The sequence below is a fragment of the Bacillus cereus group sp. MS39 genome (assembly GCF_040448665.1).
Taxonomy (GTDB): Bacteria; Bacillota; Bacilli; order Bacillales; family Bacillaceae_G; genus Bacillus_A; species Bacillus_A wiedmannii.
The window spans coordinates 319913-341725 of record NZ_CP123058.1 but is presented as its reverse complement, the minus strand read 5'-3'; the positions used below and the strand labels follow the sequence as shown (position 1 = coordinate 341725).

The following is a 21813-nucleotide window of genomic DNA, read 5'->3' as shown; positions in this document are numbered from 1 at the left end:
TTTTTTGTTTTCTTCGTTCACACATTCTTCTATTTATAAGTATAAACGATTCCGTAAAAAACAAAACAGTATATTATACTCAATTATTTCCTTTTTATTCATTAAAAAAGAAGAGAAATGTTACATTTTTAGCATCAACCTTCTCTAGCATCCATTTCTTCTTTCGTATAAATAACACGCATTGGATTTCCACCCACGAAAGCGCCGCTTGGTACATCTCTATGAACAAGTGTGCCAGCTGAAATAATCGCACCATCCCCAATTTCCACACCTGGTAATATAGTTGTATTTGCTCCAATCATCACTTCATTTCCTATGAAGATCTCTCCAAGTCGATATTCGCGAATTAAATATTCATGTGCTAAAAGCGTTGTATTATAGCCGATAATTGAATTCTCTCCCACAGTTATCTTTTCTGGGAACATAATATCCGGCACTACCATAAGCGCAATTGATGTTTTCTTTCCGACTTTCATCCGTAAAAATGTACGGTACAACCAATTCTTGACGGATAAAAATGGTGTATAACGCGCAATTTGGATAATAATAAAGTTTTTCATTACCTTCCAAAAAGACACTGTTTTATACACATTCCATAATGAATTTTCTCCCGAAACAGGATAGCGCGTTGTCCGTCGCACTTAACTCGCTCCTCTACTAAAAAGTGAAACTGTAAGTTAGTAGGGAAATACACCCCTACTAACTTACTTGGACCTTTATAAACGGTTCATATTAGACAAAATCGGTAGCAAATCACTCATTTTATCTAGCATAAAGTCCGGCTTGTAAGCCTCTAAATACGCTCTACCTTTCAACGTCCATGAGACAGCAGCTGTTTTCGTACCCGCATTTTGTCCACCAACAATATCATGATGGTTATCCCCAACCATCAATGCTTCTTCCGGTTTCGCATCTAATAACTCAAGCGCTTTTTGAAGTGGTTCTGGATGTGGTTTCACATGCTCTACATCATCAATTGTCACGACAACATCAAAAAATTCATCAAGCTTTGATAACCTTAATCCCATCTCAACTGTTTGTCTCGCTTTCGTTGTAACAATACCAACTTTATAGCCTTGCTTCTTCAACTCTTGAACTGTTTCATATACAGTTTCATATTCTTCTACTAATTCATCGTGATGATCATGGTTAAATTGACGATAACATGTAATCATCTCTTCAACCTTGTTTTCATTAATCTTGCTGAAAGTATCATGTAAAGAAGGGCCGATAAATGGCAATACATCTTCACGCTTATATTGATTTGGATAATATGTATGTAACGTATGTAAAAAAGAAGAAATAATAAGTTCGTTTGTATTAATTAAAGTTCCATCTAAATCAAATAACACTGTATTTATTCTCATTGTCTTAGTCCCTTCTCTTTCCTGAATATGAAAGAAGCAGCACCTTATAATAAGATGCTACTTTTCTCTAATTTTCCGAATATCTTTTATCAGCTTGCCCCATTTTTCGTCTCACGATAATGAAAATAATAGAAATAACAACAAGTCCAATTGACATTACTTGTGCGATACGAAGTGGTCCTAACATTAAACTATCTGTACGTAAGCCTTCTACGAAGAAGCGCCCTATTGAATACCAAATTAAATATGTGAAGAATAATTCCCCGCGTCGTAAATTCACTTTTCGTAATGCAAGTAATAAAATGACACCTGCAAAATTCCATAATGATTCATATAAAAACGTCGGGTGATAGTAAACACCCTCAATATACATTTGATTAATAATGAAATCCGGTAAATGAAGTCCTTCTAAAAACTGTCTCGTTACTTCATCACCATGCGCCTCTTGGTTCATAAAGTTTCCCCATCGACCAATTGCTTGTCCTAGTAAAATACTTGGCGCAGCAATATCAGCCAACTTCCAGAATGAAACCCCGCGTCGTTTCGCAAAAAGAATCCCTGTAATAACAGCCCCGATTAAACCACCATGAATCGCCAAGCCACCTTGACGAATATTAATAATTTGACTCGGGTTTTGCGCGTAATATTCCCATTCAAAAATAACATAGTACATTCTCGCAAATAGAATAGCGATCGGTACTGCAATTAATACAAGGTCAACAAATGTATCTTTTGGAATACCTAGTCTTTCTCCCTCGCGAGTTGCTAGCCAAAGACCTAATAGCACGCCTGTACCGATAATAATCCCGTACCAATATACAGGAAACGGCCCAAGTTGAATCGCTACACGGTCAAGCTGTGGTACAGAACCTAACAGCATATGTATGACCCCCCTCTCCAAAGTTTACTCCTGATTTCCTAACTCAATCGCACTCATTAATCGTTCAGAGAACTGTTGTGCTGCATTGACTCCCATACGTTTTAAACGGAAGTTCATCGCTGCTACTTCAATAATAACAGCCAAGTTTCGACCAGGACGAACTGGAAGTGTAATCTTCGTAAGCTCTGTATCAATAATCTTCATCTTCTCTTCATCAAGACCTAAGCGATCGTAATTTTTCTTTTGATCCCAAATTTCAAGATTAATAACAAGTGTAATACGCTTATAATTTCGCACTGCCCCTGCACCGAATAACGTCATAACGTTAATGATACCTAGACCACGAATTTCTAATAAATGCTCAATTAAATCTGGTGAGCTTCCTACTAATGTGTCTTCATCTTCTTGGCGAATTTCTACACTATCATCCGCAACAAGACGGTGACCACGTTTTACAAGCTCAAGAGCTGTCTCACTTTTACCGACACCACTTTGACCTGTAATTAAAACACCAACACCGTAAATATCTACTAACACACCATGTACAGCTGTTGTTGGTGCTAACTTACCTTCTAAATAATTTGTTAAACGACTTGATAATCTTGTTGTCGTTTGAGCAGAACGTAATAAAGGCATGCCTGATTCACGTGATGCTTGTAATAACTCATCTGGTACATCTTGATTACGAGTTATAATGATACATGGCGTCTCCTCAGTACAAAGCGCTTTCATTCTCTCTTGCTTTTGCTCTGACGTTAATGTGTCAAAGAACGTAAGCTCCGTCTTTCCAAGAAGCTGCACGCGATCAGCTGGATAATATGTGAAAAATCCTGCCATTTCAATTCCAGGTCGTGATAAATCACTTGTATCAATCGGACGATGAATTCCTTCTTCACCACTTATTAACTCCAATTGAAATTGTTCAATTAAATCTTTCGTCCTTACTTTCGGCATATGTATAAACCTCCACTCCGCTGCGGGTTCAGTCTCATTTGATGTAAAATTCCATTCTACCGGATATTGTACCATTTTTTTCTGGAAACAAGAAATACGGTTTCTAATAAATAGAAAAAAACATTTCATATACATCATGAAATGTTTTTCTTTTTGTCATTTTCTCTTTTTTTCATATAGCGGCTCCACAATTGCCTTTTCAATAATCATATTAAAAATTGAAATACAAATTGCCGCAACGATTGCTACACCAAACCCTGATATATTAAATGCATCTCCTAATAATGAATCTGCTATTTTTAACGTAATCGCATTAATAACAATTAAGAAGAACCCGAAAGTTACAAGAGTAATCGGTAGCGTAATTAAAATTAAAAACGGTTTTACGAACACATTTAAAACAGCCAAAATAATACTCGCAATAATTGCAGTCTGTATATTTGCTACGTAAAACGCGTCTGGTGCAATCCCTTTTAAAAGTCCCGATACAGCGATTAACACAATGCTATTTACAAGAAGTGATACAATCCATCTCATTTTCTTACACATCCTTTTGACATATATATTTCATCATACGCTAATAGATAATAAACGCAAGTATCATACGAACACTTATATCAATTTATTCTACTCTTCATGCTTGTATACCTACTAACATTTCCCCCGCAAAATAAGGGCCACACCATCTATGTTCATGAGTTTTCACAAAGGTCCAAGTGAAATCTTTGTCTACAATATAGATATCACCTTTATATGCATCATCCGTCTCCCGTAATATATCATCCATATGTAATAAACTCGCATCCGTTATTAGTATGACTTCCTCACAATGTTGATAGAATATGTAACAATTCTTTTTCACTTCATTATGAAACGCGTTCTCCACTTCTTCACCCTCTAAACACTTCTTTTTCTCATAACTAAATATGTGCCAAAGATACCCACATGCATACTTATCTCCATACAGGAAAATATCTTCTTTTTCCTCATCACTTAAATGATTTGCAAAATGATCCTCCCAGCGCTTGCGAAAATATACACCCCAACTTTGAAACTCTCTTACCTTCATGTTTTTCTTTCTTAAAACATCTATAAACTCCATCTTCTCCCCCCTATAAAGCGAATTTTTAATCAGTGGGGATTTTGTTCATCCCCACTGATTATTAGTTAAACCAATCGGGTTGCCCACAAATAGCGGGATAAAATAAAAACCGAGTGTCATTCCCACTCGGTTTTTATGAATACACTTATTGTGATAATTCTACTTCTTTTATTTTCTCTTTCATTCTTGCTTTATCGCGATTTAAAATCTCTTTTAAATACTTACCTGTATACGAACGCTCTTCTTTTACTACTTGCTCTGGCGTTCCTGAAGCAACGATTTGCCCACCTTTATCTCCGCCCTCTGGTCCAAGGTCAACGATATAGTCAGCTGTTTTAATTACATCTAAATTATGTTCAATAACAAGAACTGTCTCGCCACTTTCAACAAGGCGTTGCAGCACTTCTAGAAGACGCGCGATATCATGTGCATGCAAACCAGTCGTTGGCTCATCTAAAATATATAACGTACGCCCAGTAGAACGACGGTGTAATTCAGAAGCTAATTTCACGCGCTGTGCTTCTCCTCCAGATAACGTAGTAGCTGGCTGTCCTAATTTCATATAACCAAGCCCTACATCTACAAGCGTTTGAAGTTTACGCTTAATTTTTGGGATATTAGCGAAGAACTCTACTCCATCTTCAATTGTCATCCCTAACACTTCAGAAATGTTCTTATCTTTATACTTCACTTCTAACGTTTCGCGGTTATAACGTTTACCATGACAAACTTCACACGGAACGTATACGTCTGGTAAGAAGTGCATTTCGATTTTAATAATTCCATCACCACGGCACGCTTCACAACGTCCACCTTTTACATTAAAGCTGAAACGTCCTTTTTGATATCCACGCACTTTCGCTTCATTCGTTTGTGCAAATACATCACGAATATCATCGAATACACCTGTATACGTCGCTGGATTAGAACGTGGTGTACGCCCGATTGGCGATTGATCAATATCGATTACTTTATCTAAATGCTCAAGACCTTTAATTTCTTTATGAGTACCTGGCTTCGCTTTCGCTTTATATAACTTTTGCGCTAATGATTTATATAGTACTTCATTAATCATCGTACTTTTACCGGAACCAGATACACCCGTTATCGCTACAAACGTACCAAGCGGGAATGACATCTTTGCATTCTTTAAGTTATTCTCTTTTGCACCGACAATTTCCACTTTACGTCCGTCACCCTTACGTCTTTCAAGTGGAACCGGAATAAACTCTTTACCGCTTAAATACTTCCCTGTTAGCGAATTCTCATCTTGCATCACTTCAGCTGGTGTACCCGCTGATACAACTTGGCCACCGTGAATACCTGCACCAGGTCCGATATCAAGTAAATAATCAGCAGCCATCATCGTGTCTTCATCATGCTCAACGACAATTAACGTATTTCCTAAATCGCGCATTTCTTGCAATGTGCGAATAAGACGATCGTTATCGCGCTGATGCAAACCGATTGAAGGCTCATCAAGAATGTAAAGTACGCCAGTAAGACGAGAACCGATTTGTGTCGCTAAACGAATACGCTGCGCCTCACCACCTGATAAAGTTCCTGCAGCACGACTTAACGTTAAATAATCTAAACCGACGTTCACTAAGAATCCAACGCGCTCCTGGATTTCTCTTAAAATTAAATGAGCAATTGTTCGTTGTTTCTCCGTTAGCTCCACATTCGAGAAGAATTCCTGTACTTCTTGAACAGAATACTTCGTTACATCAGCAATCGTTTTATCACCAACGAAAACAGCTAAACTCTCAGGCTTTAAGCGTCCACCTTTACACTTCGGACACGCTTGCTCTGCCATATACTTTTCCATTTGCTCACGGACATAATCAGAACTCGTTTCACGATAACGACGTTCGATATTTGGAATAACACCTTCAAATAAAATCTCATTTTCCTTTACTTGACCAAATTCATTTACATAGCGGAAATAAACTTTCTCTTCACCGCTTCCGTACAACACTTTATCAAATAAATCTTTCGGTATATCTTTCACAGGCATATCCATATCAACGCCGTAATGATTACATACAGATTGTAAAAGCTGTGGGTAATATTGTGAGCTTGTCGGCTCCCAAGGCGCAATCGCATGTTCATTTAATGATAAATCCCAATTCGGAATGACAAGTTCTAAATCCACCTCTAACTTTGAACCAAGTCCATCACAAGAAGGACACGCCCCGAATGGACTATTGAATGAGAACATGCGCGGCTCTAATTCTCCGATTGAAAAACCACAATGCGGACAAGCATGATGTTCACTAAATAGAAGTTCCTCTTCTCCCATTACATCAATTAACACTCGGCCCCCGCCAAGCTTTAATGCACTTTCAAGAGAATCCGCAAGACGGCTTGCAATCCCTTCTTTTACAACAATACGGTCAATTACAACTTCAATGGAATGCTTCTTATTTTTATCTAGCGCAATATCTTCAGATACATCTAACATTTCACCATCAACACGTACACGAACATACCCTTGCTTCTTAATATCTTCAAGCACTTTCACATGTGCACCTTTACGCCCAGAAACGATAGGAGCTAACACTTGTAATTTCGTACGTTCAGGATATTCAAGTACACGGTCTACCATCTGTTCTACTGTTTGTGACGTAATTTCAATACCATGATTCGGACAAATTGGCGTACCAATTCGCGCAAATAATAAACGTAAATAATCATAAATCTCCGTGACCGTTCCAACTGTTGAACGTGGATTACGACTCGTTGTTTTTTGATCGATTGAAATCGCTGGTGACAATCCTTCAATCGTATCTACATCCGGCTTATCCATTTGTCCTAAAAACTGACGCGCATACGCAGATAACGATTCTACGTATCTGCGCTGCCCTTCTGCATAAATCGTATCAAACGCTAATGATGATTTCCCTGAACCAGACAATCCCGTCACAACAACAAGCTGATTTCTCGGAATGGTTACATCAATATTTTTTAAGTTATGTGCTCTAGCACCTTTTACGACAATAAAATCCTTGCTTATGCTCACTCTGTTCACCCTTCCGCTTTTAATTCTAATAGTAAATCTCTTAATTCAGCTGCACGCTCGAAATCTAACGCTTTTGCTGCTTCTTTCATCTCTGCTTCCATCTTCGCAATTGTCTTTTCACGCTCTTTTTTCGTCATCTTCTTAGCTGGTGCCGCTTCATACATTTCCGGCTCTTCAGCAGCTGTCGTTGCACGGATAACATCACGCACACCTTTTTGAATCGTTTTCGGCGTAATACCATGCTCTTTATTGTAAGCTTCTTGTATAGTACGACGACGCTGCGTTTCTTCAATTGCAATTCCCATTGATCTTGTTATACGATCTGCATACATAATAACGCGGCCGTTTTCATTACGTGCTGCACGACCGATTGTTTGAATTAATGAACGCTCTGAACGCAAGAACCCTTCCTTATCAGCATCTAAAATAGCTACAAGTGATACTTCTGGAATATCTAATCCTTCTCGTAATAAGTTAATACCGACAAGTACGTCAAACTTACCAAGGCGAAGATCACGGATAATTTCAATACGTTCTAACGTTTTAATTTCAGAGTGAAGATAGTTCACTTTAATTCCTACATCTTTTAAGTAGTCTGTTAAATCCTCTGACATCTTCTTCGTTAAAGTTGTAATTAATACACGTTCATTTTTTGCAATGCGATCTTGAATTTCTCCTAATAAATCATCAATTTGCCCTTCAATTGGTCGTATATCAATTGGTGGATCTAAAAGCCCTGTTGGACGAATAATTTGTTCTATTACTTCCGGTGCCTGCTCTAACTCGTACGGTCCTGGCGTTGCTGAAACGTAAATAACTTGATTCGTTTTCCCTTCAAACTCATCAAACGTAAGCGGTCTATTATCTAAAGCTGATGGCAGACGGAATCCATGATCTACAAGCACTTGTTTACGTGCTTGGTCCCCGTTATACATCGCTCTTACTTGCGGTACTGATACGTGCGACTCATCCATAACGATTAAGAAATCTTCCGGGAAATAGTCTAATAACGTATATGGCGTTGCCCCCGCTGGACGAAGTGTCAAATGACGGGAATAATTTTCAATCCCTGAACAAAAGCCCATCTCACGCATCATTTCTAAATCATAACGTGTACGTTGCTCTATACGCTGCGCTTCTAACAACTTGCCATTATCATTTAATTCCTTTAAACGCTCTTCTAATTCTTTTTCGATATTTTCAATAGCGACCTTCATTTTTTCCTCACGTGTAACGAAGTGAGATGCTGGGAAGATTGCTACATGATCACGTTCTGCTAATACTTCACCTGTTAACGCATTTACTTCGCGAATACGATCGATTTCATCGCCGAAAAATTCAATTCGAATACAATGCTCATCAAGTGATGCTGGGAAGATTTCAACTACATCTCCGCGCACACGGAATGTACCACGCTTGAAATCAATGTCATTACGTCCATACTGTACATCAACAAGTTCACGAAGCAATTGATTGCGGTCCTTTTCCATACCAACTCTAAGTGAAACAACTAACTCGCGGTATTCTTCTGGAGAACCTAAACCGTATATACACGAAACACTCGCAACAATAATCACATCATCCCGTTCAAATAGTGCAGATGTTGCTGAGTGACGCAATTTATCGATTTCATCATTAATCTGCGCATCTTTTTCAATAAACGTATCTGTTTGCGGCACATACGCTTCTGGCTGATAATAATCGTAATAACTAACAAAATATTCAACTGCATTATTCGGAAAAAAATCTTTCAGCTCACTATATAACTGTCCTGCTAACGTTTTATTATGAGCCATGACAAGTGTTGGCTTCTGCACCTCTTTAATGACATTTGAAATCGTAAATGTCTTACCCGTTCCTGTCGCTCCAAGCAACACTTGCTTTTTCTTTCCACTATTAATTCCCTCTACAAGCTTCTCTATAGCTACCGGCTGATCACCTTGCGGGGAATACGCTGAAATAATTTCAAATTGATGTTCCAAACAAAACCGACCTCCTCGTAAAAAATCTGTATTCCCATTTTACCACGAATGCTCATAAAAAAACCAAGAAAACGAACAGATATTCGGTAAAACTTTCGACAATATATACATAGAAAAAGGAAGGAGCCAAAACTTCCTTCCTCTACTAACTCTATTTTTTAGGTACATATAATAAATCATATCCATTGCGCCCATTTTCATTCACACAGTCTATTAACCTATAAGCCGTTTGTAATTCACGCTGCTCTTTAACAATCCTTTTACAGCTATCTTCATCTATATCTGTATGATTACCAGCAAATCGATCTTGCCTATTATCTAATATATGAATTATATCTGTCCCACTATACTCTAACGTTTGAAAAACCGGATCACCTTCATGTGTATAATGTACAATTCTTATTTTATCAACTTCCCCTTGTTCCACATTCAAAACGAACTTTTCAAATTTATCTAGATTAGAAATTTCTGTTCCCTTTACAACAACATCATTCTTCTTATCAATTGTAATGTTAGATTGTGAGCATGCTACTAAACTAAAGAGAAATAAGCATATAAAACCTGTTTTTCCTATTGTCATCCTCTCCTATACAAACTATTGGTATACTAGAAAAAGCTACTTTCCTCTACGAAAGTAGCTTCTCTTTTCCTTTCTCCTTCTTCGGGAAAAGAACATATGAAAATGAAATAACTGTATCCACTAAAAATATAATCGCCCAAACTTGGCTAACACGACTCGCTGCTTTATTTAAAACAATCCCCGTTTCTAACCAATTACCCCATTGTTCAAACGGGACAAAACCGTACAGAAAGAAAAAGAAAATATGCACAACAACGAATAAAACAAGATGCAATATCCAATTTTTTATTTCCTGCTTCGCATAGGCCATACCTGTTAATTCTACCTGTTCTTCAATAATAGGCGCCGGTTCATTCCGCCATTTCGCAACTAGCTTTTGCGCAAATATATCAAGCTTCTTCAAATCCTTTTTTCCGTAGAAAACTGCATACAATAAGATAATTACAGTAATGATTTGAAAATTAGAGAACTTCCCTGTTTGATAATAGTCCACTACCCCTAAAGTTAAAATAAACACTTCATTTACGAGGAGTACAATCCCCATAATAAAACTTGCCTTTTTCAAACGGAATCCGTAACGAAGTAAAAAGAAACCGATAGCCGATAACCAAAATACAATCTCTGCCCCAATTAAAAAGTACCAACGATATTCTGCAAGTATACTCATTTATCCCTCTCCTTTTCATCATATATACGAAAAGCTTCATCCATATATAATAAAAGTTCTTCTTCAATTGGATACATGCTCATTTTCTGTGAATCTTCCTTCGATTTTCTAACTTCCCATAACTTATCTAAAAACGCTTCGTCACCATTGGCCATTTCTAAACACTTCTGCATTAAGCTCTTCGTTGCCCCTTGTACCTCATCACTCGCGGCTTCTTTACCGTCTTTCATAAAAGTACGTAATTGCTTTAATAAATCTACCCATTCTAAAACATTCGGATCTTCTTCACTCATATTCGGCAAGTTATGAAGCAATTTTTGTTCTTCCTTTGAAAATACTTCATTTTGAAATATTTCACGTATACGAGACGACTGTTTCGAAAGCTGAATAAGTTCAAACATAACTTTCCAATCAAGTTCTCCCTCCACATCTACCGAATAAACAACAGCTTGTAAAACACGCTCCATTCGATTAAATTTCTTTTGTTCTTCCTGTACAAATCGAAGTTGTTTTTCAAGAGAATCCTTTAAGTTAACCTCACCTTTTACTAACATATTCGCAGCCTCTTTTAATGAAAATCCCATTTCCTTTAAAAACAAAATTTGTTGTAGTCGAATGACATCAATTTCACTATATAACCGATGTCCACCCTCCGTTTTCCCGCTCGGCTTTAATAAATCTATTTGATCATAATAACGTAATGTACGTACTGTTATCCCTGTCTCTTTCGTCAATTGTTGTATTGAAATCACTACTATCACCTCTTCCCCTTCATTATAAAAGATGACGTTACGTAACTTTCAAGACTTTTGTAAAAAAAATACAAAAAGCTATTTATACTCTTTGTATAAACAGCTTTTACGGAAATAATCCCTTTTGTATAGCGCGCCCACAAAATAAAATAAGTGCTCCAACAACAACAACAACACTCGTTGCTGTTTTATGATAATGAGCTGAAACTAATAAATAATATGATAAACCTACAGTACCGAGCATAATACAAATACTTGGCACTGGATAACGAGAGAAGTTCTGCATTCCCCAAAACAAAGCAAAAATAGCCGTAGCGACACATAACACCGGTAATCCCATCCCAGTTCCCCTTTTTCTATCTATTCCTTGTTGCTAACACACTCGTCGATGCCATACTTATTAATAAACCAAAAATAGCAATATATAATAACTCATTTACATGTACTGCTTGCCTATCTACATACTTATTTACACAAAGATACATAATGAACAAGAACACGAAGCTTGTAATACTAATCGTAAAATATGACTTCATCTTGTTCACAACTCGCTCATCTATATCTGGAAGTTCTTCTTTTTTGTACTTACGCTTTTTGTAATACGAATACACTATCAAAAATACAATTGCTAAAACGTTACTCACTACGAGCGGTAAAATTGGTATAGCCGGATTCATAATATGAACTACAATGTCTCCCACAAACAATCCAAAAGTCGCACCGATAAATAACTTTTTAGTATCTTCCATTTTTTCTCCCCTTACTCTAGCGTAAATATTTCCTCCACCTTCACCCCAAAATATTTGGCGATTTTTAGGGATAACTCTAGACTCGGGTTATAATGATGGTTTTCAATCGCCACAATCGTCTGCCGCGTCACCTGCATCGCCTTTGCCATTTCAACTTGCGTTATATGATGTTGCTTTCTTAACTCTTTTATTTTATTTTTCACACCCATAGGCTCCACCTTCGAAAGTAAAGATATCTTTACTTTAATTATAAATATTTTCCAGTTATAAGTAAAGATATCTCTACAAATTTCAGAAAAACGTTTCACTGATCACCTTCTCTAACAAAGTACAAGCGTAATTCAATTTATATCAGCTATTTTTTTAATATATCGACACCCGTAGCACTATAAATATAAAAAAAGCTGTCCCAAAATATCTTTTGGAACAGCTTCTTCGTCCTACTACATAAATCCTAATACATATACAAGAACGTATCCAAGAATAGAAAGAAAAACCGAGCCGATCAGCCCCGCCACGAATGCCTTACTTCCTAACTTACGGAACGTTTTAAACTCTACATTTAAACCAAGACCCGCCATCGCCATTGCAATAAGCATGTAAGCAATGACAACAATGTATCCGGCAACAACTTCTGGTATAACCCCGAGCGAATGCACTGCACTCATCGCTAAAAATCCGAAGATGAACCACGGAATTGGAAGGTCACGCCACGATTTTTTTTCCTCGCTGCCTTCACTCTTACCAAACCATAATCCAATTAAAATCGCTACTGGCACAAGCATTGCAACGCGCGTTAATTTCACGATAACTGCGATGTCTACAGCCGTACTTCCTCCTGGCGCCGCCGCTGCGATGACATGAGCGATTTCGTGCAGCGTCGCACCTGAGAATACACCGTAACCGTACGGTGAGAAGCCAAGCACTGGGTATAATAGCGTATAAATAAGTGTAAATATTGTACCTAAAATTGCAATAATTGCTGCCCCAACTGCCGTTTCTTCATCCTTCGCTTTCACTTGCGGTGCAATTGCCACGACCGCAGCCGCGCCGCAAATTGCTGTTCCGCACGCTGTTAAAATTCCGAGTTTCTTTTCTACCTTAAATACTTTCGTTAGCCCATATACAACGAAAATCGTAAATGTAATAACAACGGCAGCGATGACCAATACTTTCGGCCCTGCCTTCGCAATATCAACAAGATTTAACCGCATTCCAAGTAAGATAATCCCAAAGCGCAGCAACTTCTTACTCGCAAAGTTCGTTCCGGCAATCGCATCATGAGGAACTCCAATTGCCGCACGCCAAACCATCCCAATTAGAATAGCAATCACTAATTGTCCCATAATATTTAAAAATGGAAGCTCTGCTAAATATTTCGCAGCAATTGCGATTAATAATGTAATCCCAATTCCTTGTGAAAATCCAAAGCCCTTCTTCTTTTGTATAACAAGTGTTTGTTCCACTTTGTACCACTCCAATAATCGTATTGGAACATGCATGTTCTTTCTACTTACATTATAAGAGAGTTTCTATAATAAGTTTAATATCAATATTGAATCTCTATCATCAGAAATACTTATGATAAGATGATAGAAAAAGAAAGGAGCCCATTACATGAACGTAGACATTTTAAAAATATTTGTTACTGTCGTTGAACAGAAACACTTCTCCCGTGCAGCAGAATTATTAAACCTTTCACAGCCTGGCGTAAGTATGCACATACGCAACTTAGAAAACGAATTTGGCACTACACTTATTCAGCGCTCTCCTAAGCACGTTCAAGTGACAGAGGCTGGAAACATTTTATATATACACGCAAAGCAAATGCTCTCTCTTTACGAAGATGCTAAACAAGAAATTAACGAATTACATAACGTTGTAACAGGAACTCTTCGCATCGGTGCTAGTTTTACAATTGGCGAATACTTACTTCCAAAAATACTGGCTAACTATGCGAATGAAAATCCACACGTTGAAGTTCATACCTTTATCTCAAATACAGAAGACGTTTTGCAAAGCCTTCGCTCTAATCAAATTGATATCGGCTTAGTGGAAGGGCAAGTCGTATATGCCGATGTTGACGTTGAAACATTTATGCAAGATGAAATGAAGCTCGTCGTTCCGCCAAATCATCCACTGCTCCACACAAATGAAATAAATGAAAACACACTCCAAGATCAAGTATGGGTATTAAGAGAAAGTGGTTCTGGAACACGTGCTTATAGTGATCGCTTTATTCATCAACACCATTTAAAAATGAAACGATTCTTTACATTCAGTAGTATTCAAAGCGTGAAGGAAGCAGTTAGTGCTGGGCTTGGCATCGCTATCCTTTCTGATTGGACTGTACGGAAAGAGCTACTGGCAAAAGAGCTATTCCACGTCGAAGTTCCAAATGAACAACTCATCCGTCCCTTCTCCATCGTGCGTGGCAAATACTTTATTCAGTCTAAAGCTATTCAAGTGTTTTTAAATCATGTAGATTCTTTTGCGAAAAAACAGAGTTGACCTTCACATTAGTGTGAAGGTTTACAATACGTTTAAAAGGAGTGAAACACGTTGCGAATTGGAGAGTTATCAAAAGAAACTGGCGTTAGCGAAAGATCACTAAGACATTATGAGGAAAAGGGATTACTCCCTTCTAAACGCCTCACAAATGGCTACCGTGATTTTGATGAAAATGCCATCAAAAAAGTAGAACTTATTCAAATGTACTTACAAATTGGCTTAAATTTAGAAGAGACGGCAAGGATGCTGCGTTGCCTTGAAATTGAACCACACCTGTACGAAAATCCTTGCAGCAGTATCCTTACGCTTTATGAAGATAAACTCAATGAAGTAACGAAGCAAATCTCATTACTTTCCAGCATTCAAACGAATTTGCAAAAACACGTTTCACTCCTAAAACAAGCAAAAGAAAAGGAATGATTACATGTTTGTTATACATGGCAGTTCAAGACAAAATGGCAATACAGAAGCTTTAACACATACGATGATCGATGGAATTGAAACAGAACAAATTTACTTGCAAGACCATACAGTCCATCCTATTACAGACCAACGTCATGATGCAGAAGGATTCCAACCTGTAAATGATGACTACGAGCAGTTAATCGAGCGTATGTTAGAGCACGACACAATTATCTTTGCTACACCGCTATACTGGTATGGAATGAGCGGTCATATGAAAAACTTCGTCGATCGCTGGTCACAAAGCTTACGCGATACATCCCTTCATTTCAAAGAAAAAATGAAAGGTAAAAAAATGTACGTTGTCATCGTTGGCGGAGACAATCCAAAGCTGAAAGCATTACCGCTTATTGCTCAGTTTCAATATATCTTTGATTTTGTTGGTTCATCATTTGAAGGGTATGTTATTGGGGATGCGAATGGATTGGATGAAATCAAAAATGATGCTGAGGCTCTAGCAAAAGTACAATTGTATAATAATAAGTTCAAAAACAGTAAATAGAAATAAGTTTGACAAACCATTTTGTATGCGCATACAATAAAAGTAACATTATGAAAGGAAGGTACTTTGACCAATGAAGTTCTAATTCTCTTATTTATTTCATCCATCACAAATAGTGAACAAAAAATGATGAAAACTAGCAGGGGATTAGTCTGTCCATTTGTCGATACTTTCTTTCGAAACGATCATGTAAAAAAATCTTTTATTTATGTACGATTTTTTACATGCAAGGGCGACGTTTATCCTCTCTAGTGAAACTAGGGAGGTTTTTTTATGACTATTTTATTCGCACGCAATATTGAAAAGAGCTTTGGTGATCGCACACTATTTACGTTACCGTCACTGGAAATTCAAGCACAGGATCGCATAGGAATTGTCGGAGTCAACGGAGCTGGTAAATCTACGTTATTACAAATATTAAGTAAAGAAATAGAAGCTGACAAAGGCATAATAACTCATCATAGTTCTATCAGCATCATTCCTCAACTTAGCGAGGAACTACCGGAAACCACTTCTGCTCTCGCAAAAGGAAAATGGAGTATTTCAAACGTTACAGATGCAATGAGCGGTGGTGAACGAATGCGGCTAAAGATTGCTCATGCTCTCGAACAAGATGCAGGAATTTTATTTGCTGATGAACCAACAAGCCACTTAGATATGGTTGGTACAGAGCAATTAGAAAAGGCACTTTTATCTTATAAAGGGTCACTTGTTTTAATATCGCATGATCGTGAATTTCTAGATAATATATGTACAAAAATTATTGAAATTGAAGACGGGACGATTCAAGAGTATAAAGGAAACTATTCCAACTATCGAAAGCAAAAAGAACGTGAACGAACACAAAAACAAGCAGAATATGATCAATATATACAAGAAAAAAATCGTTTAGAGCAATCAATTTCACAAAAAAAGCAACGTGCTTCTAATATGACAAAAATCCCAACTCGCTTCAGTTCATCTGAATCTAAACTTTATAAGTTAAGCGGGGCTCATGGCCAAGAACAGGTTAGCAAAGCAGCGAACGCACTAGAAACACGTCTCGAAAAACTAAAAAAGAAAGAAAAGCCAAAGGATCTTTCTCAGACTCAGTTTGACGTGCAATACCATACACCCATTCATAGTAAAGTGGCAGTACAGTTCAATAAAGCAACAAAGAAAATAGGCGACCGCACACTATTTAAAAATATGAATGGAACTATTGCCCCTGGTGCAAAACTTGCTATTTTAGGTGCAAACGGAAGCGGCAAAACAACTTTGTTCAACATGCTTCTCGCAAACGAGCGTGGCATTCAGCTTTCGAAAAGTTGTAAAATTGGATACTTTGAACAAACACTATCAATTTTAAAAACAGATAAAACCATTTTAGAGAACGTTCTAGAAGAAACCAACTATACAGAAGCATTCGTTAGAACAATACTTGCACGGCTTTTATTCCGCCGTGAAGATGTTCATAAACCTGTACATGTCTTAAGTGGCGGCGAACGAATGAAGGTCGCACTCGCAAAAGTATTTTTAGGAAACTATAATATGCTTCTGCTCGATGAACCGACAAACTATTTAGACTTAGCGACGCAAGAAGAATTAGAAATCATGTTACAAGAATATCCTGGCACAATACTTTTCATTAGCCATGACCGTGCCTTTATTCGCTCTGTTGCAGACCATATTCTACAAGTAGATGAGAGTAAACCAAGAATATTCCACGGTAATTACGAGCAATACACAAAAAGAACCACCGGGGATTCTGTAAACGTAACTGAACAAGAATTATTACGATTACAAACAAAATTAACAGAAATTATCGGCCGAATTTCCATGCCAAATCATCACGATGATATCCCATCTCTCGAACAAGAATACGAAACATTATTAGTTCAAATCCAGAAATGTAAAGAAGCGCTCTAATGTCTTCCCTATATATCGACAAGGCCTTCCGCATTTCCCAAGAAATATTGGAACTTCGACATAGAATAGCATTAATAAAAGTGAAAAGCCGTGCATCAGCACGGCTTTTCACTTTAAATACGGACAGCAGTTCCGCTCACTGCAACCATTAGCATTCCTTCGCGAACTACTTCGTAATCCACGTCGATACCAACAATTGCATTCGCATTTTTTTGTCTTGCGAAAGTTTTCATCTCTTCCATTGCGATGTCGCGTGCTTCTTTTAATTTACTTTCATAAGCACCTGCACGACCGCCGACAACGTCACGGACAGAGGCGAAAAGGTCACGAACGATATTCGCGCCCATAATCGCCTCTCCATTGACGATATCGATATACTCAATAATTTCTTTTCCTTGAATTGTAGACGTTGTTGTTACAATCATGCTTCATAGCCTCCCATATGAGATTTCCATCTACTTATATGATGTGCTAATTCAGTAGAAATTATATTTATGAACTGAACTGTGCTTCGTATAACCTGCTGTATCCTCCGCCTTGCTCAATTAATTCATCATGTGAACCTTGTTCTGCAATACCATCTTTATTTACAACGACGATACGATCTGCATTTTTAATCGTTGCAAGTCTGTGAGCGATAACTAATGTTGTACGGCCGACAGATAGTTCAGCAAGTGATTTTTGAATCGCAAGTTCCGTCTCTGTATCTAATGCGGAAGTCGCTTCATCTAATATTAAAATTGGCGGGTTTTTCAAGAACATACGAGCAATCGCTAGACGTTGCTTCTGTCCACCAGAAAGTTTCACACCACGCTCACCGATAACGGTATCTAAACCGTCTGGTTGTGAGTAAATTAAGTCTTCTAACTGCGCACGTTTTACTGCCTGCCAAATTTCAGCTTCTGACGCCTTTAAGTTTCCGTAAGCGATATTTTCACGAATTGTTCCTGAGAATAAGAACACATCTTGCTGCACAATTCCAATTTGCTTACGAAGTGAAGATAACGTCATATCTTTCGTATCAATACCATCAATTTGAATCGATCCAGACGATTGTTCATAAAAACGTGGTAATAGACTACATAACGTCGTTTTTCCAGCTCCTGATGGTCCTACGAACGCAACTGTTTCACCTGCATGTATTTTCAAACTAATATCATTTAAAATCGGTTCTTTGTTTTCATACCCGAATGTAACGTTGCTATATTGAATATCACCATGTACATGTTTAACTTCCATCGCATCTTTAGAGTCTACAATATCTGGCTCTGTTTCAAGAAGCTCTACATACCTCTTAAAACCAGCGATTCCTTTCGGATAGCTTTCGATTACCGCATTAATTTTTTCAATTGGGCGGAAGAAAATATTCGTTAATAGAACGAATCCGATAAATCCACCGTACGTTAATTCACCTTGCAGAACAAACCATGTACCGCATATTAAGACGAAGAGTGTTACGAGACGCATGAGCATATAACTAATCGATGAATTTAATGCCATAATTTTATACGCCATTAATTTCGTTGTACGGAAACGAGCGTTGTTAACAGCAAATTGCTCTTTCTCAAACTTTTCATTTCCGAATGCTTGTACAACACGGATACCGCCAACGTTGTTCTCAATACATGCATTGAAATCAGCAACGTCTGAGAATAGACGTCTAAACGTACCTGTCATTTTTTTATTGAAGTAAAGTGCCAACCATAATAGGAATGGAATGACGAAGAACGTTAATAGCGCTAACTTCCAGTTGATCATCATCATAAATGAGAATGCCCCAACTAAAGTCATAACAGCGATAAATAAATCTTCTGGCCCATGGTGAGCAATTTCCCCAATTTCCATTAAGTCGTTTGTAAGACGTGAAATTAAATGACCTGTTTTATTATTGTCAAAAAATCTGAATGATAGCTTTTGAATGTGATCAAATAATTTCTGCCTCATATCTGTTTCAATGTTAACACCAAGCATATGTCCCCAATATGTAACGACATATTGTAAGCCTGCATTTAATATATACACTGCAAGTAAACCGAAACAAGCCCATAAAATAAGCGTCCAGTTTTGTCCGGGCAATAACTTATCAATAAATTGATTTACGATAAGCGGGAAGCCAAGTTCTAGTAACCCTGCGACAACTGCGCAAGAAAAGTCGAGTATAAATAAACCTTTATACGGTTTATAGTAAGAAAAAAATTTACGTAGCATATCTTACCTCCATTTTCCAAAATTAAAAAGACTCCCTAAATGATAACCATTATCAAATAATTATTCAAGTTATCCGTCTATGAAACTAAAAAAGTGGATAAATTTAAAAAGCCTAACTCCTCATTTATATCCATGAGAAATTAGGCTTCATTTCTATATGTTACGGATCGCATTCAACCCAAAGTGCTCTACTGATAAGTTTCGTTCCTTTTATTTTTTCACAAATACATCCTTTAAATAGTTCAAAACTTATCATACTCCTGATAAATCTTTCGCTTCTCTGTTCTTATCCGGTAACTTCCAACTGTGCAATAAACGGTTTAACTTGTAGATCTAAAGTTACATATTAACCCACCCTAAAATCCCCTCACTACACTTGGATTTGAAAATAACGACGAACAGTTTCTTTAATCTCATGTTTTTCTAGCTTTTCTTTTGTTTTTTCTTTTCCATCAACAATAATCAGTGTGTCTCCTAACAAGGTGATGCGCCCATTTTCTGTAACTCGTGAAAGGAAATACACCTTATTGAACATTGATTCTGGAGCTGTTTCAGTTAAGACACAAATTGGATGAATGTTTTCCAAGTTCCATTTATGAGACGGCTGTTCAAATCGATATAGCATCTCCCAATCATCATCCGTCTTTTTTTGCAAATAATAAAATGATGTTGTCTCGTCTTTATTTACTCGGTAAAGACCATCACTATCCACAACTTCCTCTCCATTCAACGGAACAGGAATTCTCGGTGAATTACCGCCCATGCCTACATCCACCAAATACTCTTTATGATCAATTGGTGCGATTATGAATAAATGAGCATTTTCAAGAGCCCAAATTCCTTCTCTTACATATACAGTTCCTGCCATAAGATAGGGATCAAATCCTAATTCTTTTAGCAGAAAATAAAATATTCCGTTTAACTCGTAGCACACGCCACCCTTCTTCGCATGAACAATTTTTTGATATAAATCTTCTTCACGCAAAGATAGAGGTTTTCTTGCAAGAATATCAAGATTCTCAAAGTGAACGTTGAGTACATGTTGCTTTTGAAGATGAGATAAGTAAGAGAAACTTACCTCTCTTTTTTCAGATTGAATATGCTCTAAATATTTTTGAATATCCAAAAATCATCCACCTCATTTTTTATCTATATATAAATTCTTACAGTATTTCTTTTCACACTCCTATTATAAAATTGATTATTGATAAACAAAAATATAAAATAACTATCATATTAATAACTTCGAGTATATAAGAGAAGGTGAACATAATTTATGGAATTGCTGCAGCTCAAGTATTTTAAGACAGTCGCTCGGACGGAACATATAACAAAAGCGGCACAAGAACTTCATATCTCCCAACCAGCTTTAAGCGTTACTATCTCTCGATTAGAAGAAGAGTTAGGGGTTCCCTTATTTGATCGAATCGGACGAAAAATCCGTCTAAACACTTTCGGAAAGGCTTTTCTCAAGCAAGTGGATACAGCCCTTGAGGCACTCGAAGTAGGCAAACGACAAGTTACAGATATGGCTGGATTAGAACAAGGAAGTGTTGTAGTAGCTACTACAACTTTAAATCGGGTCTCTGAATTGCTAGCACCTTTCCTAGCCCTATATCCACACATTAACTTCCGCATAACACAAGCATCTACAGAAGAATTAAAAATTCAGCTTCTTGAAAAAGGCGAAATCGACTTTTGTCTCACACCTTCACCTATTGATCGACTAGGAGTCTATAGTCTTCCATTAATGACCGAAGAGATCGTACTAGCTGTACCAAGTACACATCGACTCAAAGATCGCGATCGTATCAAGCTAAGTGAAGTAGCAAATGATCCTTTTATCTCCCTAAAACCAGGGTATAGCTTCCGTGAGATTACAGACAATTTCTGCAGACAAGCTGGGTTTACGCCTAACATTGTATGTGAAGGAGATGAACCTGCAGCAATAAGCGGCTTAGTACGCACTGGACTTGGCGTTGCTTTTTTACCAATCGCAGCAAAAAAGGAATTACCCCCGCTAACGCTTCTCCATATTGAAGAGCCCGTTTGCCAATGGACGCCTCATTTAGTATGGAATGAAAAACACTACTTATCACTTGCTGCACAAACGTTTCGTGAGTTTGTTGTGCAACATTACGCTCAAGTAAAACCGTAAATCAAAAAA

23 protein-coding genes are annotated in these 21813 nt (G+C 37.5%); 5 read left to right on the top strand and 18 right to left on the bottom strand.

Features of this window, described 5'->3' with window-relative positions; genetic code table 11:
- Positions 1-134: 134 nt before the first annotated feature.
- From QEP67_RS01610 to QEP67_RS01540, 15 genes are all read right to left on the bottom strand, one after another.
- Positions 135-641 (bottom strand): acyltransferase, encoded by a 507-nt coding sequence (locus QEP67_RS01610; RefSeq protein ID WP_001255074.1) that lies wholly within the window; start codon positions 639-641, stop codon positions 135-137.
- A gap of 75 nt (positions 642-716) precedes the next feature.
- Positions 717-1367, bottom strand: a complete 651-nt coding sequence (ppaX, locus tag QEP67_RS01605) for a pyrophosphatase PpaX (RefSeq protein ID WP_001222401.1) — start codon at positions 1365-1367, stop codon at positions 717-719.
- A 67-nt stretch (positions 1368-1434) separates the two neighbouring features.
- Positions 1435-2247, bottom strand: coding sequence for a prolipoprotein diacylglyceryl transferase (lgt, locus tag QEP67_RS01600; protein ID WP_000924234.1), 813 nt, complete (start codon positions 2245-2247; stop codon positions 1435-1437).
- A gap of 24 nt (positions 2248-2271) precedes the next feature.
- Positions 2272-3201, bottom strand: a complete 930-nt coding sequence (hprK, locus tag QEP67_RS01595; RefSeq protein WP_001127247.1) for an HPr(Ser) kinase/phosphatase — start codon at positions 3199-3201, stop codon at positions 2272-2274.
- 156 nt (positions 3202-3357) lie between these two features.
- The gene (locus QEP67_RS01590) at positions 3358-3738 is read right to left on the bottom strand and encodes a phage holin family protein (protein WP_001267305.1); all 381 of its coding nucleotides are present in this window, start codon (positions 3736-3738) and stop codon (positions 3358-3360) included.
- A gap of 97 nt (positions 3739-3835) precedes the next feature.
- Positions 3836-4303, bottom strand: coding sequence for a DUF4275 family protein (locus tag QEP67_RS01585; protein ID WP_353706506.1), 468 nt, complete (start codon positions 4301-4303; stop codon positions 3836-3838).
- Positions 4304-4448: 145 nt separating this feature from the next.
- Complete coding sequence (gene uvrA, locus QEP67_RS01580) at positions 4449-7319, bottom strand: excinuclease ABC subunit UvrA (protein WP_033658958.1); 2871 nt, start codon at positions 7317-7319, stop codon at positions 4449-4451.
- A gap of 11 nt (positions 7320-7330) precedes the next feature.
- Positions 7331-9307 (bottom strand): excinuclease ABC subunit B, encoded by a 1977-nt coding sequence (uvrB, locus tag QEP67_RS01575; RefSeq protein WP_000400992.1) that lies wholly within the window; start codon positions 9305-9307, stop codon positions 7331-7333.
- Positions 9308-9458: 151 nt separating this feature from the next.
- Complete coding sequence (locus QEP67_RS01570) at positions 9459-9887, bottom strand: DUF4362 domain-containing protein (protein ID WP_000152011.1); 429 nt, start codon at positions 9885-9887, stop codon at positions 9459-9461.
- Positions 9888-9933: 46 nt separating this feature from the next.
- Positions 9934-10554, bottom strand: coding sequence for a hypothetical protein (locus tag QEP67_RS01565; RefSeq protein WP_000025204.1), 621 nt, complete (start codon positions 10552-10554; stop codon positions 9934-9936).
- The gene (locus QEP67_RS01560; protein ID WP_033658957.1) at positions 10551-11312 is read right to left on the bottom strand and encodes a MerR family transcriptional regulator; all 762 of its coding nucleotides are present in this window, start codon (positions 11310-11312) and stop codon (positions 10551-10553) included. The genes QEP67_RS01565 and QEP67_RS01560 overlap by 4 nt, the downstream gene beginning before the upstream one ends.
- 100 nt (positions 11313-11412) lie before the next feature.
- The gene (locus QEP67_RS01555) at positions 11413-11646 is read right to left on the bottom strand and encodes a hypothetical protein (protein ID WP_064057316.1); all 234 of its coding nucleotides are present in this window, start codon (positions 11644-11646) and stop codon (positions 11413-11415) included.
- A gap of 16 nt (positions 11647-11662) precedes the next feature.
- The gene (locus QEP67_RS01550) at positions 11663-12055 is read right to left on the bottom strand and encodes a hypothetical protein (protein ID WP_064057315.1); all 393 of its coding nucleotides are present in this window, start codon (positions 12053-12055) and stop codon (positions 11663-11665) included.
- Positions 12056-12066: 11 nt separating this feature from the next.
- Complete coding sequence (locus QEP67_RS01545; protein WP_000538359.1) at positions 12067-12264, bottom strand: helix-turn-helix transcriptional regulator; 198 nt, start codon at positions 12262-12264, stop codon at positions 12067-12069.
- A 234-nt stretch (positions 12265-12498) separates the two neighbouring features.
- Positions 12499-13521, bottom strand: a complete 1023-nt coding sequence (locus tag QEP67_RS01540) for a YeiH family protein (RefSeq protein WP_000438417.1) — start codon at positions 13519-13521, stop codon at positions 12499-12501.
- A 151-nt stretch (positions 13522-13672) separates the two neighbouring features.
- On the opposite strand from QEP67_RS01540, the gene QEP67_RS01535 reads away from it, so the two are divergent.
- The 4 genes from QEP67_RS01535 to abc-f all read left to right on the top strand — a co-directional run bounded on the left by QEP67_RS01535 (position 13673) and on the right by abc-f (position 17438).
- Positions 13673-14566: a LysR family transcriptional regulator gene (locus tag QEP67_RS01535; protein ID WP_048566661.1), complete on the top strand. Its 894-nt coding sequence runs from the start codon at positions 13673-13675 to the stop codon at positions 14564-14566.
- Positions 14567-14617: 51 nt separating this feature from the next.
- On the top strand, positions 14618-14986 hold the full coding sequence (locus QEP67_RS01530) for a MerR family transcriptional regulator (protein ID WP_001219220.1): 369 nt from the start codon (positions 14618-14620) through the stop codon (positions 14984-14986).
- Positions 14987-14990: 4 nt separating this feature from the next.
- A complete protein-coding gene (locus QEP67_RS01525; protein WP_000497637.1) occupies positions 14991-15530 on the top strand; it encodes a flavodoxin family protein in 540 nt (179 codons plus the stop codon).
- A 273-nt stretch (positions 15531-15803) separates the two neighbouring features.
- Positions 15804-17438 (top strand): ribosomal protection-like ABC-F family protein, encoded by a 1635-nt coding sequence (gene abc-f, locus QEP67_RS01520; RefSeq protein WP_353706505.1) that lies wholly within the window; start codon positions 15804-15806, stop codon positions 17436-17438.
- A 113-nt stretch (positions 17439-17551) separates the two neighbouring features.
- On the opposite strand, the gene QEP67_RS01515 is transcribed toward abc-f, so the two are convergent.
- From QEP67_RS01515 to QEP67_RS01505, 3 genes are all read right to left on the bottom strand, one after another.
- Positions 17552-17863 (bottom strand): heavy metal-binding domain-containing protein, encoded by a 312-nt coding sequence (locus QEP67_RS01515; RefSeq protein ID WP_000637523.1) that lies wholly within the window; start codon positions 17861-17863, stop codon positions 17552-17554.
- A 67-nt stretch (positions 17864-17930) separates the two neighbouring features.
- Complete coding sequence (locus QEP67_RS01510; RefSeq protein ID WP_000944611.1) at positions 17931-19646, bottom strand: ABC transporter ATP-binding protein; 1716 nt, start codon at positions 19644-19646, stop codon at positions 17931-17933.
- Positions 19647-20016: 370 nt separating this feature from the next.
- Positions 20017-20772, bottom strand: coding sequence for an arylamine N-acetyltransferase (locus QEP67_RS01505; RefSeq protein ID WP_000354455.1), 756 nt, complete (start codon positions 20770-20772; stop codon positions 20017-20019).
- A gap of 150 nt (positions 20773-20922) precedes the next feature.
- Here QEP67_RS01505 and QEP67_RS01500 point away from each other — a divergent pair, with 150 nt between their 5' ends.
- Positions 20923-21804, top strand: coding sequence for a LysR family transcriptional regulator (locus QEP67_RS01500; protein ID WP_000421891.1), 882 nt, complete (start codon positions 20923-20925; stop codon positions 21802-21804).
- Positions 21805-21813 lie beyond the last annotated feature (9 nt).

Excerpts from the sequence above, each read along its gene's own strand:
- QEP67_RS01565 (WP_000025204.1), bottom strand. The coding sequence starts at position 10,554 with ATGAGTATACTTGCAGAATATCGTTGGTACTTTTTAATTGGGGCAGAG.
- QEP67_RS01510 (WP_000944611.1), bottom strand. The coding sequence starts at position 19,646 with ATGCTACGTAAATTTTTTTCTTACTATAAACCGTATAAAGGTTTATTT.
- lgt (WP_000924234.1), bottom strand. The coding sequence starts at position 2,247 with ATGCTGTTAGGTTCTGTACCACAGCTTGACCGTGTAGCGATTCAACTT.
- QEP67_RS01555 (WP_064057316.1), bottom strand. The coding sequence starts at position 11,646 with ATGGGATTACCGGTGTTATGTGTCGCTACGGCTATTTTTGCTTTGTTT.
- QEP67_RS01590 (WP_001267305.1), bottom strand. The coding sequence starts at position 3,738 with ATGAGATGGATTGTATCACTTCTTGTAAATAGCATTGTGTTAATCGCT.
- hprK (WP_001127247.1), bottom strand. The coding sequence starts at position 3,201 with ATGCCGAAAGTAAGGACGAAAGATTTAATTGAACAATTTCAATTGGAG.
- QEP67_RS01550 (WP_064057315.1), bottom strand. The coding sequence starts at position 12,055 with ATGGAAGATACTAAAAAGTTATTTATCGGTGCGACTTTTGGATTGTTT.
- ppaX (WP_001222401.1), bottom strand. The coding sequence starts at position 1,367 with ATGAGAATAAATACAGTGTTATTTGATTTAGATGGAACTTTAATTAAT.
- QEP67_RS01585 (WP_353706506.1), bottom strand. The coding sequence starts at position 4,303 with ATGGAGTTTATAGATGTTTTAAGAAAGAAAAACATGAAGGTAAGAGAG.
- QEP67_RS01535 (WP_048566661.1), top strand. The coding sequence starts at position 13,673 with ATGAACGTAGACATTTTAAAAATATTTGTTACTGTCGTTGAACAGAAA.
- QEP67_RS01570 (WP_000152011.1), bottom strand. The coding sequence starts at position 9,887 with ATGACAATAGGAAAAACAGGTTTTATATGCTTATTTCTCTTTAGTTTA.
- QEP67_RS01500 (WP_000421891.1), top strand. The coding sequence starts at position 20,923 with ATGGAATTGCTGCAGCTCAAGTATTTTAAGACAGTCGCTCGGACGGAA.
- QEP67_RS01525 (WP_000497637.1), top strand. The coding sequence starts at position 14,991 with ATGTTTGTTATACATGGCAGTTCAAGACAAAATGGCAATACAGAAGCT.
- QEP67_RS01545 (WP_000538359.1), bottom strand. The coding sequence starts at position 12,264 with ATGGGTGTGAAAAATAAAATAAAAGAGTTAAGAAAGCAACATCATATA.
- abc-f (WP_353706505.1), top strand. The coding sequence starts at position 15,804 with ATGACTATTTTATTCGCACGCAATATTGAAAAGAGCTTTGGTGATCGC.
- QEP67_RS01515 (WP_000637523.1), bottom strand. The coding sequence starts at position 17,863 with ATGATTGTAACAACAACGTCTACAATTCAAGGAAAAGAAATTATTGAG.